The sequence below is a fragment of the Streptomyces sp. CB01249 genome (assembly GCF_001905735.1).
GTDB lineage: Bacteria > Actinomycetota > Actinomycetes > Streptomycetales > Streptomycetaceae > Streptomyces.
Genome location: NZ_LISW01000009.1, coordinates 387,138 through 400,963, shown reverse-complemented (window position 1 = coordinate 400,963; position 13,826 = coordinate 387,138). Strand labels below are relative to the sequence as shown.

General features: G+C 70.0%; 10 protein-coding genes. All 10 read left to right on the top strand.

Going from position 1 to position 13,826, the window contains the following annotated elements:
• Positions 1–96: 96 nt before the first annotated feature.
• The 10 genes from AMK18_RS31930 to AMK18_RS31885 all read left to right on the top strand — a co-directional run bounded on the left by AMK18_RS31930 (position 97) and on the right by AMK18_RS31885 (position 13,747).
• Positions 97–576, top strand: a complete 480-nt coding sequence (locus AMK18_RS31930) for a GNAT family N-acetyltransferase (RefSeq protein WP_073865541.1) — start codon at positions 97–99, stop codon at positions 574–576.
• A gap of 398 nt (positions 577–974) precedes the next feature.
• Positions 975–5,249, top strand: a complete 4,275-nt coding sequence (locus AMK18_RS31925) for a discoidin domain-containing protein (protein ID WP_107422377.1) — start codon at positions 975–977, stop codon at positions 5,247–5,249.
• 214 nt (positions 5,250–5,463) lie between these two features.
• The gene (locus AMK18_RS31920) at positions 5,464–6,888 is read left to right on the top strand and encodes an extracellular solute-binding protein (RefSeq protein ID WP_026171488.1); all 1,425 of its coding nucleotides are present in this window, start codon (positions 5,464–5,466) and stop codon (positions 6,886–6,888) included.
• Positions 6,889–6,979: 91 nt separating this feature from the next.
• Positions 6,980–7,939, top strand: coding sequence for a carbohydrate ABC transporter permease (locus AMK18_RS31915; RefSeq protein WP_018102839.1), 960 nt, complete (start codon positions 6,980–6,982; stop codon positions 7,937–7,939).
• 16 nt (positions 7,940–7,955) lie between these two features.
• Positions 7,956–8,915: a carbohydrate ABC transporter permease gene (locus AMK18_RS31910; RefSeq protein ID WP_079199373.1), complete on the top strand. Its 960-nt coding sequence runs from the start codon at positions 7,956–7,958 to the stop codon at positions 8,913–8,915.
• Positions 8,916–9,022: 107 nt separating this feature from the next.
• The gene (locus tag AMK18_RS31905; RefSeq protein WP_073865539.1) at positions 9,023–10,648 is read left to right on the top strand and encodes a glycoside hydrolase family 13 protein; all 1,626 of its coding nucleotides are present in this window, start codon (positions 9,023–9,025) and stop codon (positions 10,646–10,648) included.
• Between the two features lie 110 nt (positions 10,649–10,758).
• Positions 10,759–11,085, top strand: a complete 327-nt coding sequence (locus AMK18_RS31900) for a cupin (protein ID WP_020207421.1) — start codon at positions 10,759–10,761, stop codon at positions 11,083–11,085.
• A gap of 42 nt (positions 11,086–11,127) precedes the next feature.
• Positions 11,128–11,748, top strand: coding sequence for a GNAT family N-acetyltransferase (locus AMK18_RS31895; protein ID WP_073865538.1), 621 nt, complete (start codon positions 11,128–11,130; stop codon positions 11,746–11,748).
• 102 nt (positions 11,749–11,850) lie between these two features.
• Positions 11,851–12,735, top strand: a complete 885-nt coding sequence (locus AMK18_RS31890; protein WP_073865537.1) for an ABC transporter substrate-binding protein — start codon at positions 11,851–11,853, stop codon at positions 12,733–12,735.
• Positions 12,736–12,814: 79 nt separating this feature from the next.
• Positions 12,815–13,747 (top strand): carbohydrate kinase family protein, encoded by a 933-nt coding sequence (locus AMK18_RS31885; protein ID WP_073865536.1) that lies wholly within the window; start codon positions 12,815–12,817, stop codon positions 13,745–13,747.
• Positions 13,748–13,826: the final 79 nt, after the last annotated feature.

Genomic DNA, 13,826 nt, shown 5'->3' with positions numbered 1-13,826 from the left:
CTCTTATCCTATGGAGATCCGGAACGCGTCCGACGTATGTTCGATCACCGTGTGCCCCGCGCCCAGGGTGGCGGCCACTCGGACAGGAGATCGCGCATGCCGTTGGACAGCCGCCCCGCCGTGCTCCGGGAGGCCCGGGCGGACGACGCCGGGCCCCTGACCCGGCTCTTCCTCGCCTCCCGCGCCGCCGCCATGCCGTATCTGGCGCGGGTGCACAGCGACCAGGCGACGCTGGCCTGGGTGACCCATGTGGTGCTGCCGGGCACCGATGTCCGGGTGGCCGAGATCCATGAGGGCGGGCAGGCCCGGATCGCCGGCTTCCTCTCGCTGGACGGCTCCGAGCTGGAACACCTCTACCTCGACCCCGGCCTGCGCCGCCGGGGCATCGGCTCGCTCCTGCTGGCGGCGGCCAAGGAGGCCAGCCCCGGAGGGCTCGCGCTGTACACCTTCCAGCGCAACACCGCGGCCCGGTCCTTCTACGAGCACCACGGCTTCACCCCGGTCGCCTTCGACGACGGGAGCCGCAACGAGGAGAACGAGCCGGACGTGCGGTACCGGTGGGCGCCCGGCGGGTGAGCCACCCGGGCTGAGAAACGGGGAGCGAGCGAGGGCGGGGTCCGCGGCGGCGGACCCCGCCCTTCGTCGTGCGGGGTGTCCCGCGGCGACCCCCTCCGAGCTGGCACCTTTCACCGGCTTGCATATTCACGCAAATTCCTTGCGAGCTCGGCGGCGTCCGGGCGCCTGGGCGGGACTGCTAGCAAATGCCCTTCTTGTCGGGCCAGTTGGCCTCTATGGGCAGCACCTAAAGCGTTACCTACTTCTGCCGGAGTGGTGGACTCCGCGTCAATTCTCTGCAACTCTCTGACCGCAAAACGCAAAAGGTCATCCCGTCAGTGCAGAAATTCATGTACCGGCGGGGTCGCAGACTGAGCCGCGCCTCGGCCCCCTGCGCCGAGGCAGCAGATCGGGGACAGATGAGAACGCGACGCTGGAGATGGCGGATTCTTTCCGCGACCGTCTCCACCAGCCTGATGATGGTCGCCTGGCCGGCGCTGAACGCCTCGGCCGCCGGCGGCCCGAACATCGCCGCCGGCCAACGCGCCGCCGCGAGCAGCGGGAAGTCCGCCGGGAACATCGCCGACGGACAGCAGTCCACCTACTGGGAGGGGTCCGGCAAGTCCCTGCCCCAGTGGGTGCAGAGCGACCTGGGCAAGGTCACCCGCATCGACCAGGTCACCCTGAAGCTCCCCGCCGACTGGTCGGCCCGCCGCCAGACGCTCTCCCTCCAGGGCAGCGTCGACGGCACCAGCTTCTCCACGCTGAAGACCTCGGCCTCCTACTCCTTCGCACCGGGCAGCTCCAACAAGGTCACCATCAGCTTCCCGGCGGCCCGGACCCGCTTCGTCCGGGCCGACATCACCGCGAACACCGCGTCCGACAACGGCCAGCTCGCCGAACTCGAGGTCCGGGCGGCCGCGGAGTCCTCGGTGAACCTCGCCACCGGGCGCCCGCTCACGGCGAGCAGCAACACCCAGACGTACATCGCCGCCAACGCCAACGACGGCAACCGGGCCAGCTACTGGGAGAGCCGCAACAACGAGTTCCCGCAGTGGCTCCAGGCCGACCTGGGCTCCTCGGTGCGCGTCGACCGCGTGGTGTTGCGGCTGCCCGACGGCTGGGAGACCCGCAGTCAGACGCTGAAGATCCAGGGCAGCGCCAACGGCTCCGACTTCACGGACCTGACCCAGGCGAAGGCGTACACTTTCAGCCCCGGCTCCGAGACGGCGACGATCACCTTCGACGCCACCACCACCCGCTACGTCCGCGTCCTGGTCACCGCCAACAGCGTCCAGCCCGGCGCCCAGGTCTCCGAGCTGGAGGTCTACGGACCCGAGACCGGGGACATCCAGGCGCCGAGCGCCCCGACGCAGCTGGCGTACACCGAACCGGCCACCGGGCAGATCAAGCTGACCTGGAAGCCGTCTACGGACGACACCGCCGTCACCGGGTACGACATCTACGCCGACAACACCCTGCTGACCAGCGTCGCCGGTGACGTCACCACGTACACCGACACCCGCCCGGCGAGCTCCACCGTCTCGTACTACGTACGGGCCAAGGACGCTGCGGGCAACGTCTCGGGCAACAGCAACACCGTCACCCGCAAGGGGGACTCCGGTGACACCCAGGCGCCCACCGCACCGTCCAACCTGAGCTTCACCGAGCCCAGCTCCGGGCAGATCAAGCTGACCTGGACGGCGTCCACCGACAACAAGGGCGTCACCGGGTACGACATCTACGCCAACAACGTGCTGCGCAAGACCGTGGCCGGCGATGTCACCACCTACACCGACACCCAGTCCGCCGGCACCACCGTGTCGTACGTCGTACGGGCCAAGGACGCGGCGGGCAACGTCTCCGGCGACAGCAACACCGTCACCCGCAACGGCTCCACCGGCGCGGCCTCCAACCTCGCCGTCGGCAAGCCCATCACCGCCTCCTCCGTGGTGCACACCTTCGTCGCGGAGAACGCCAACGACAACCAGCTCTCCACCTACTGGGAGGGCGCGGGCGGTAGCTACCCCAACACCCTCACGGTGAAGCTGGGCGCCAACGCCGACACCCAGAGCGTCGTCGTGAAGCTCAACCCGGACAGCAGCTGGGGGGCCAGGACCCAGAACATCCAGGTCCTCGGCCGTGAGCAGAGCGCCTCGTCCTTCACCAGCCTGGTCGCCGCCAAGGACTACGCGTTCAGCCCGGGCAGCGCCAACACGGTGACGATCCCGGTCGACGCCCGGGTCGCCGACGTCCAGCTGAAGTTCACCTCCAACACCGGCGCGCCCGCCGGGCAGGTCGCGGAGTTCCAGGTGCTGGGCGCCCCGGCCCCCAACCCGAACCTCCAGGTCAGCGGCATCACCGTGAGCCCGGCCGCGCCCGTCGAGTCGGACCCGGTCACGCTCACCGCGACGGTGCGCAACACCGGCGCCGTCGCCGCCCCGGCCGGCAAGCTCGAATTCCGGCTCGGTGACACCAAGGTCGCCACCGCGAACGTGGGCGCGCTCGCCGCGGGTGCCTCCTCGCAGGTCAGCGCGGACATCGGGGCGCGCGGCGCGGGCACGTACACGCTGAGCGCGGTCGTCGACCCGGACAACCAGATCATCGAGCAGAACGAGACCGACAACACCTACACCAGCGCCTCCGGCCTGGTCGTGAAGCCGGTCGCCAGCTCCGACCTGGTGCCCGCGGTCACCACCTCGCCGTCCGCCCCGGCCCAGGGCGACAACGTCGCCTTCTCCGTCGCCATCCGGAACCAGGGCACGGTCGCCTCGGCCTCGGGCGGTCACGCCGTCACCGTGACCCTGCTCGACGCCAAGGGCGCCACGGTGAAGACCCTCACCGGCAGCTACAACGGCTCGATCGCCGCGGGCGCCACCAGCTCCCCGGTGAACCTGGGCTCCTGGGCGGCGGTCAACGGCTCGTACACCGTGAAGACGGTCGTCGCGGACGACGCCGAGGAACTTCCGGTCAAGCGCGAGAACAACACCGTCAGCAGCTCCCTCTTCGTCGGGCGCGGCGCCAACATGCCGTACGACACCTACGAGGCGGAGGACGGTGTCATCGGCGGCGGCGCGAAGGTCGTCGGGCCGAACAGGACCGTCGGCGACGTCGCGGGCGAGGCGTCGGGCCGCAAGGCGGTCACGCTGAACAGCACCGGCAACTACGTCGAGTTCACCACCCGGGGCGACACGAACACCCTGGTGACCCGCTACTCCATCCCGGACTCGGCGGGCGGCGGAGGCATCGACTCCAAGCTCAACATCTACGTGGACGGCACCTTCCTCAAGGCGATCGACCTCACCTCGAAGTACGCCTGGCTGTACGGCGCCGAGACCGGCCCCGGCAACTCCCCGGGCTCCGGTTCACCCCGGCACATCTACGACGAGGCCAACGTGATGCTGGGCAAGACCGTCCCGGCAGGCAGCAAGATCCGGCTCCAGAAGGACGCGGCGAACACCAGCACCTACGCGATCGACTTCGTCAGCCTGGAGCAGGCCACCCAGATGGCCAACCCGGACCCGGCCGCCTACGCCGTTCCGGCCGGCTTCACCCACCAGGACGTCCAGAACGCCCTGGACAAGGTGCGGATGGACACCACGGGCAAGCTGGTGGGTGTCTACCTGCCCGCGGGCGACTACGAGACCGCCAGCAAGTTCCAGGTCTACGGCAAGGCCGTCAAGGTGATCGGTGCGGGGCCCTGGTACACCAGGTTCCACGCGCCCTCGACACAGGAGAACACCGACATCGGCTTCCGGGCCGAGGCGAGCGCCAAGGGCTCGACGTTCGCGAACTTCGCGTACTTCGGGAACTACACCTCGCGCATCGACGGACCGGGCAAGGTGTTCGACTTCTCCAACGTGTCGGACATGGTCATCGACAACATCTGGAACGAGCACACGGTGTGCCTCTACTGGGGCGCCAACACCGACAACATCACCATCAAGAACTCCCGCATCCGCGACACGTTCGCCGACGGCATCAACATGACCAACGGCTCGACGGACAACCACGTCGTCAACAACGAGTCGCGGGCCACCGGTGACGACAGCTTCGCGCTGTTCTCGGCGATCGACTCCGGCGGCGCGGACATGAAGAACAACGTCTACGAGAACCTCACCTCGCTCCTGACCTGGCGCGCGGCCGGTGTGGCCGTCTACGGCGGCTACGACAACACCTTCCGGAACATCCGCATCGCGGACACCCTGGTGTACTCGGGGATCACCGTCAGCTCGCTCGACTTCGGCTACCCGATGAACGGCTTCGGGACCGGCCCGACGACGGTCGAGAACGTCTCCGTGATCCGCTCCGGCGGCCATTTCTGGGGCACGCAGACCTTCCCCGGCATCTGGCTGTTCTCCGCCTCCAAGGTCTTCCAGGGCATCCGGATCAACCACGTCGACATCGTCGACCCGACGTACAGCGGCATCATGTTCCAGACCAACTACGTGGGAGGCCAGCCGCAGTTCCCCATCAAGGACACCATCCTGACCGACATCTCCATCTCCGGCGCCCACAAGAGCGGGGACGCCTTCGACGCCAAGTCCGGGTTCGGACTGTGGGCCAACGAGATGCCCGAGGCCGGCCAGGGACCCGCCGTCGGTGAGGTCACCTTCAACGGGCTCAGGTTCAGCGACAACGCCCAGGACGTGAAGAACACGACGTCCACCATGAAGATCAACATCAACCCGTAGCAACCACCGCACACAGGGGCGCCGTCCGGTTCGCCGGGCGGCGCCCCGTGCTGCGCTCACGCCGTGTTCCGCATGCGGCGTACTCATGGCTGTCAAACTTTTACGAAAACTGCGCGAGATATTGCGTTCACATGTCGACGCTGGTTGAGTGTGCCTCGCCCCGGCAGTCAGTCGGCCGAGGGCCATCCACGCTCATGCCCGAAGGGGACCATCGATGAGAAGTGCTGGGTTGCGCCGCACACGCCGTATCAGCCGTGCCTCCGCGGCTGCCCTTGTCACCGCACTTGCCCTGACCTCGCTCGCGTCCTGCGGCACGAGCAGCAGCAAGGACGACGACTCGAGCAGTTCGTCCAAGGGTTCGTCCGACCCCTCGGCTCCGCTGGACCCGAAGACCAAGGTGACGATCTCCATCGACTGCATGCCGCCGGCCGCCAAGGCCGCGGAGCTGCGGGAGTGGAAGGAGGACATCAAGACGTTCAACGAGAAGTACCCGAACGTCACGATCAACGGCAAGTCCACCCCGGGCCAGTGCAACGAGCCGCCGCGGTTCACCGCCATGCTGAAGGGCAAGTCCCAGCCCGACGTCTTCTACGCCTACTTCAGCGACCTCCAGCAGGTCCTGGACAACGACGGCGCCGAGGACATCTCCGCGTACGTCAACGACAAGACCGTGCCCGCGCTGAAGGACATCCAGCCGCAGGTGGTCGACGTGGCCCGCAAGGACGGCAAGCTCTACGGCCTGCCGACCAGCAACTACACCATGGGCCTGATGATCAACCGGAAGCTGTTCAAGCAGGCCGGTCTCGACCCGAACACCCCGCCCGCCACCTGGGACGAGGTGCGCGCCGCCGCCAAGAAGATCGCGGGCCTCGGCAAGGGCATCTCCGGCTACGGCGAGTACAGCGCCGGCAACAACGGCGGCTGGCACTTCGCCGCGACGCAATTCGGCCTCGGCGGAGAGGTGGTCGACGCCTCCGGCAAGAAGGCCGCCTTCAACAACGAGACCGGCAAGCAGGTCCTCCAGCAGCTGCACGACATGCGCTGGGAGGACGACAGCATGGGCAAGACCCAGCTGCTCAAGTGGGGCGACCTCCAGAAGCAGATCGCCAGCGACAAGCTGGGCATGTTCCTCGCCGCCCCCGACGACATCGCGTACATGGTGCAGCAGCTCGGTGCCCAGTACGAGACCTTCGGCCTCGGCCCCATCCCCGGCGGCAAGGGCACGCTCTTCGGCGGCAACAACTACCTGATCAAGAAGGGCAGCTCGCCCGACCAGATCAAGGCCGCCATCGCCTGGCTGAACTTCAAGAACCTCACCCCCGGCAAGGGCCAGTTCGACTGGGCCCGCACCAAGGCCGACAAGCTCCCCGTGGGCCTGCCCCAGCCGAACTTCTTCCTCGGCGAGAGCAAGACCACGGACGACGCCGCACGCGCCCAGAACGCGACGATGCCCGTCGAGAACTTCAAGGCGTTCATGGACAACCCCGTCCCCGGCAAGGCCGAGCCGCCGAAGGCCCAGGAGATCTACAAGATCCTCGACAACGCCATGTCCGGTGTCCTGACCAACAAGAACGCCGACGTCGACAAGCTGCTCTCCACCGCCGAGCAGCAGGTCAACCAGGTTCTGGCGAACCAGTAACGGACGCGCGGGGCCGGGTCACGCGGACCCGGCCCCGCATCCGGACCCCGTCCGCTACGCGCTCGTCGTACACCGGCACCGAGGAGACACCATGTCGGCCCCAACCCTGTCCCCCCGCAAGGCGACCCGGCCTCGCCCAGGACACCGAAGCTCCGCCCGCCCGGACTCCGCCCGCGAGGAGTTCCTGCGCGCCCTGCGCCGCAACATCTCGGCGCACGGCTTCCTGATCGGAGCGGTGCTCTGCTTCTCGCTCTTCTCCTGGTATCCGATGGTCCGGGAATTCATCCTGGCCTTCCAGAAGAACGAGGACGGCACCACCACCTGGGCCGGCTGGTCCAACCTCACGTACGTCTTCAACGACCCGGCCTTCTGGCAGGCCTGGCGCAACACCCTGCTGTTCACGGTGCTCGCCCTGCTCCTCGGCTTCGTCGTCCCGTTCGCCGTCGCCGTCGTGCTCAACGAGTTCCGGCACGGCCAGGGCTACCTGCGGCTGCTCGTCTACCTCCCCGTGATGCTGCCGCCGGTCGCCTCCGTCCTGCTCTTCAAGTACTTCTACGACCCCGGCTACGGGCTGTTCAATCGCATCCTGGGCATCTTCCACCTGCCCGAACAGCAGTGGCTCCAGGACACCAGCACCTCGATGCTCTCCGTCGTCATCGCGGCGACCTGGATGAACATGGGCGGCGCCACCCTCATCTACCTCGCCGCGCTCCAGGGCATCCCCGGTGAGCTCTACGAGGCGGCCGAGCTCGACGGCGCCGGGCTGCTGCGCAAGATCTGGCACGTCACCATCCCGCAGACCCGCCTCATCCTCTCGCTCCTGCTGCTCATGCAGATCATCGCGACGATGCAGGTCTTCACCGAGCCCTTCCTGCTCACCAACGGCGCCGGACCCGAGGGCTCCACCACCACCGTCGTCTACCTCATCTACCAGTACGCCTTCAACTTCAACAACTACGGCAGCGCGGCGGCACTCGGCCTCGTCCTGCTCGTCGTCCTCGCGGGATTCTCCGCGGTGTACGTACGACTGAGCCGCAGCAGCGAAGACTAGGACGGGAGCCAGGACCATGGCATCGAACACGCTTGTCTCCCGGCGCGGGAGCACCTCACGCAAGTCCGCACGGCGCAGGTCCGAGGGTGCCGCCGAACGCGCCCGCCAGCGCACCCTGATCTCACCGGCCCAGCTCGGCCGGCCCCGCGGCAAGGCCGTCTACTGGATCGTCTTCGGCCTGGTGATGGTCCTGTTCACGGCGGTCTTCCTCGGCCCGCTGTACTGGATGGTCACCGGCGGTCTCAAGACCACCCAGGAAGTGGTGCAGAGCCCGCCCACGGCCTTCCCCAGCTCCCTCCACACCGAGAACTACAGCCAGGCCTGGACGGTCATGGACCTGTCCAAGCTGCTGTTCAACACCCTGTACTACGCCTTCGGCGCGCTCGCCTTCCAGCTGATCTTCGACGTGGCCGCGGCCTACTCGCTGTCCAAGCTGCGGCCGATCTTCGGCAAGGTCATCCTCGGCATGATGCTGGCCACCCTGATGATCCCGGCCACCGTGCTCGTCGTCCCGCAGTACCTCACGGTCCTGGACGTGCCCCTGGTCCAGCGCAACCTGGTCAACTCGCCCTGGGCGATCTGGCTGCCGTCGGTCACCAACGCCTTCAACATCTTCCTGCTGAAGCGGTTCTTCGACTCCATCCCCGGCGAACTCCTCGACGCCGCGGCCATGGACGGCGCCTCACCCCTGCGCACCCTGCGCTCGATCATCCTGCCCATCTCCCGGCCGATCCTCGGAGTCGTCTCCATCTTCGCCGTCGTCGGCGTGTGGAAGGACTTCCTCTGGCCGATGCTCACGCTGCCCGACCCGGGCAAGCAGACCCTCAACGTGGGCATCTACTCACTGGCCAGCGGTGTCCCCGAGAACGTCCTGATCGCCGCGCTCACCATCGCGTCGATCCCGACGCTGCTGATCTTCCTGCTCTTCCAGCGCAACATCATGAGCGGTCTCACCGCGGGCGGCCTCAAGGGCTGACGCCCGCTCCCCGAACCGCTTCCCCTCAGCGCTCCGCCGCCGGCTCACCCATCCTGCCCCGCTTGCCGGGCCGGCGGCGGAGTCCCACCTGCCCGAAAGGAACGTCAGTGGCAGCCAACCGTCCGTCCGAGGCCACCGCACAGTGGTGGCGCGACGCCGCCATCTACCAGATCTACGTACGCAGCTTCGCCGATGGCGACGGCGACGGCACCGGCGACCTGGCAGGGGTACGGGCCAGGCTGCCCTACCTCGTGGAGCTGGGCGTGGACGCCCTCTGGTTCACCCCCTGGTACCTCTCGCCGCTGGCCGACGGCGGCTACGACGTGGCCGACTACCGTACGATCGACCCCGCGTTCGGCACCCTCGCCGAGGCCGAGAAACTCATCGCCGAGGCCCGCGAGCTGGGCATCCGCACCATCGTGGACATCGTGCCCAACCACGTCTCCGACCAGCACGCCTGGTTCCGCGCCGCCCTCGAAGCCGGCTCCGGCAGCCCCGAGCGCGACCTCTTCCACTTCCGCAAGGGCCGCGGCGCGAACGGCGAGATCCCGCCCAACGACTGGGTCTCCGAATTCGGCGGCACCCCCTGGACCCGGCTGGACGACGGCGAGTGGTACCTCCACCTCTTCGCCACCCAGCAGCCCGACCTCAACTGGGCCCACCCCGCCGTCCGCCGCGAGCACGAGGACGTCCTGCGCTTCTGGTTCGAACGCGGCGTCGCCGGCGTACGCATCGACTCCGCCGCCCTGCTCGCCAAGGACCCCGCGCTCCCCGACTTCGTCATCGGCAGCGACCCGCACCCCTTCGTCGACCGCGACGAACTCCACGACATCTACCGCTCCTGGCGCGCCATCGCCGACGAGTACGGCGGCGTCTTCGTCGGCGAGGTCTGGCTCCCCGACACCGAGCGCTTCGCCCGCTACCTGCGCCCCGACGAGCTGCACACCGCCTTCAACTTCAACTTCCTGGCCTGCCCGTGGGAGGCGGAGAAGCTGCGGACCGCCATCGACGACACGCTCTCCGAGCACGCCTCGGTCGGCGCCCCCGCCACCTGGGTCCTCTGCAACCACGACGTCACCCGGACCGTCACCCGCTACGGCCGCGAGGAGACCGGGTTCGACTTCGCCGCCAAGACCTTCGGCACCCCCACGGACCTGGCCCTCGGCACCCGCCGGGCCCGCGCCGCCGCCCTCCTCTCGCTGGCCCTGCCCGGCGCGGCCTACCTCTACCAGGGCGAGGAACTGGGCCTGCCCGAGGCCGACATCCCGCTCGACCGCATCCAGGACCCGATGCACTTCCGCAAGAACGGCGCCGACCCGGGCCGGGACGGCTGCCGGGTGCCCATGCCCTGGGCGGCGGGCGAACCGTACGCCGGATTCGGGGCCACCACGGAGACCTGGCTGCCACAGCCGGAGGGCTGGTCCGGCTACGCCGCCGACATCCAGAACGGCGACCCGGACTCCATGCTCAACCTCTACCGCGAGGCCCTGCGGCTGCGGCGCTCCGAACCCGGCTTCGGCACCGAGGGGGAGCCCGGCATCCAGCGGCTGACCTGGCTCGACGCCGCGCCCGGGGTGCTCGCCTTCGCCAGGACCGGTGGACCGCTGTGCGTCGTCAACCTGGCCGCAGAGGCCGCGGAGCTGCCCCCGCACAGCGCGGTGCTGCTCACCAGCGGACCCCTGGACGAGGCGGGGCGCCTCCCGCAGGACACGGCGGTGTGGCTGCGCGCCTGACGACGCCATGACGGGGCCGCACCGGGCCGCACGGGCCGGGACGTGTGGGAGCGCGTCCAGACCCGTGCGGCACGTTCGCGGGCGGGGCGGGGCTGCGGCACAGTGGGCATATGGACGCTCCGAACGACTTGAATGCCCTCGCCGCCGAGCACCTGGCCGCCGCCCGCGACGCCCCGCACGGCCGCAGCGCCCACCTCCTGCTCCACCAGGACCCGCTGCGGCAGACCGTCATCGCGCTCACCTCGGGCTCCGCGCTGGACGAGCACAACGCCCCGCCCGCCGCCTCGCTCCAGGTCCTGCGCGGCTCCGTCCGGCTCACCGCCGCCTCGGGCGACGTCGAACTGACCCCCGGACGGCTGCACCCGATCCCGCAGGAGCGGCACGGGCTGCTCGCCCTGGAGGACGCGGTCGTCCTCCTCACCGCCGTCAACCCCTGAATCCTCTTGTGGGAGCGCTCTCCCAGTCGGCAGGATGGGCCGGTGACCTCGCATCCCGGCCTCCGGCCCTACCGCCCCGAAGACAGCGCCGCGCTCTCCGACATCTGCATACGCACCGCCGACGGCGGCAGTGACGCCCGGGACATCTACCCGGACCACGAGCTGGTCCCGTCCATCTTCGCCACGCCCTACGCCGAGCTGGAACCGGACCTCACCTTCGTCCTGGACGACGGCACGGGCCGCCCGGTCGGCTACATCCTCGGCACCGCCGACACGCCCCGCTTCGTCAAGGAGTACCGCGAGAGCTGGCTGCCCCGGGTCGCCGACCGCTACCCGCTGCCCGAGGGCCCGCCGCGGAGCCCCGCCGACGAGATGACCGCCCTCCTGCACAACCCGGAGCGCATGGTCCTGCCCGAACTCGCCGCCCACCCCGCCCACCTGCACATCGACCTGCTGCCCGACTGGCAGCGCAAGGGGTACGGGAAGGAGCTGATGCACACCTTCCTCGCGGCGCTGAACGCCAAGGGCGTCGAGGGCGTCCATCTGTCCATGCTCACCTCCAACACACCGGCCAGGGCTTTCTACGACCGGCTCGGCTTCACCGAGATCCACGTCCCGGATCCGGGCCCCGTCAGCTACCTCGTACGCGGCACCGCGCTTTAGGGCTTGTCCGTAGCCCCCCGGGAGGGTGCCGCCCGCGATTGCTGGGCAGGTACTGGTCGACCGCCGTCGCCGGGCGGCGGATTCGGCTGGGAGGCGTGTGACGTGAACGAGCGGAACGTGTGGCAATTCACCGACGATCGGGGGCAGTTGTCGGCAACCGGCGAGATCCCGCAACGGGTGCTCGCCTACATCCAGGCCGGCGCGACCCTGTGGGACCACGGGATACGCCCGGCCGGGCTCTTCGGCTCCGGCCACGACGACCCGGCCGCGCCCGACCCCGCGAAGACCGGGTCGCTCCCGCTGGACGGGATCGCGTACGCCGGTGCCGGGACCACTCTGGACGTGGACGCCTTACTGCGCTGCGCACCGGACCTCGTCGTCGCCGTCAGCTACGGCGGCGGCCAGGTCTACGGCCTCGACCCGGAGACCGCCAAACACCTGGAGGGCCACGTCCCGGTCGTCGTCATCGACGTCGGCCAGGCGCGCACCCTCGCCGAGATCGGCGACCGGTTCGCCGAACTGGCCCGCTCGCTCGGCGCCGAGGAACCGGCGTCGGCGACCCGCGAACTGGACGCCGCCCGGGACCGCCTGCGCGCGCTCACCACGGGCCCGGACCGTGCGAAGGTCCTCGCCCTGTCCCCGGCGGACCAGGACCAGGCCTACCTGGCCCGGCCCCGCATGTGGCCCGAGCTCCGGGTCCTCGCCGACCTCGGCGTCGGCCTGATCGAACCCGCCGAGGGCCCCGGGGCCAACTGGTCCACGGCCGGCTGGACCGAAGCCGCCGCCCTGCGCCCCGACGTCGTCCTCGCCGACATCCGGGTCAACGCGGTCCCGCTCGCCGAGCTGCGCGACAACGCCGAGTGGGCGGCCGTCGCCGCGACGGCCCGCGTCGTCCCGTGGAACCCGGAACCGGTGTGCAGCGCCCACGCCCACGCGCGGTTCCTGGAGCTGGTCGCCGACGCGCTGGACGCTCCGGACACGGCCTGAGGCCCCGGGCCGGCCGGGGTCGTACGGTGGGCCGGACGTTCCGTCAGCCCTCCGTCGAACCCCGGGAGACCCCGCCCTCATGCCCGACCGCCCCGACTTCCTGGTCATCGGTGAATGCGTCGCCGACATCGTCCGCGTCCCGGACGCCCCCGACCGGGTGCACGCCGGGGGCAGCCCCGCCAACCTGGCGTACGGCCTGGCCAGGCTCGGCCACGACGCGGCGCTGCTCACCCAGCTGGGCCGGGACGACAACGGACGGCTGATCCGCGCGCATCTCACCGGGGCGGGGGTCGAGGTGCTGACGGACGGGGCGCCCGGCCCCACCCCGTCGGCCGTCGTCACCCTGGACGGCGAGGGCCGCGCCGCGTACGCGTTCGACATCGCCTGGACGCTCGGCCGGGTCGCGCTCGACCGGCAGCCCAGGCACGTCCACACCGGGTCGATCGCGGCGGTGACCGAACCGGGCGCGGCCACGGTGCTCGCCGCCGTCGAGTCGCTGCGGACGGCCGCCACCGTCAGCTACGACCCCAATGTGCGGCCCGCGCTGATGGGCGACCACGCCACCGCCGTGCGCCGGGTCGAGCGGTGCGTGGGCCTCAGCGACGTCGTCAAGGCCAGTGACGAGGACCTGGGCTGGCTGTACCCCGGCCAGGACCCGGCCGAGACCGCCCGGCGCTGGCTGGCGTCCGGCCCCGCGCTCGTCCTCGTCACCCGGGGCGGCGACGGCGCCACGGCGGTGCTGCCCGGCGGCCAGGTGGACACAGGCGCGCTCCCCGCCGACGTCGTGGACACGGTGGGCGCGGGGGACGCCTTCATGTCCGGCACCCTGCACGCGCTCGCCGCCCACGGCATGCTCGGCGCGTCCGGCCGCGAGCGGCTGCGCTCCCCGGAGCGGGGCGCGGTGAGCGACGTCCTGCGCCACGCGGCAGCCTCGGCGGCCGTCACGGTCGCCCGGGCCGGGGCGAACCCGCCGGACGAGGCGGAGTTGCGCGAGGCGCTCGGGCCGGCCTGACATCCGGCCCCGCCCGCACCCTCGACGGCCTCCGGCGCGTTCCCCTTCCGAAGGACCGACGACTTCCGAAGGACCGACG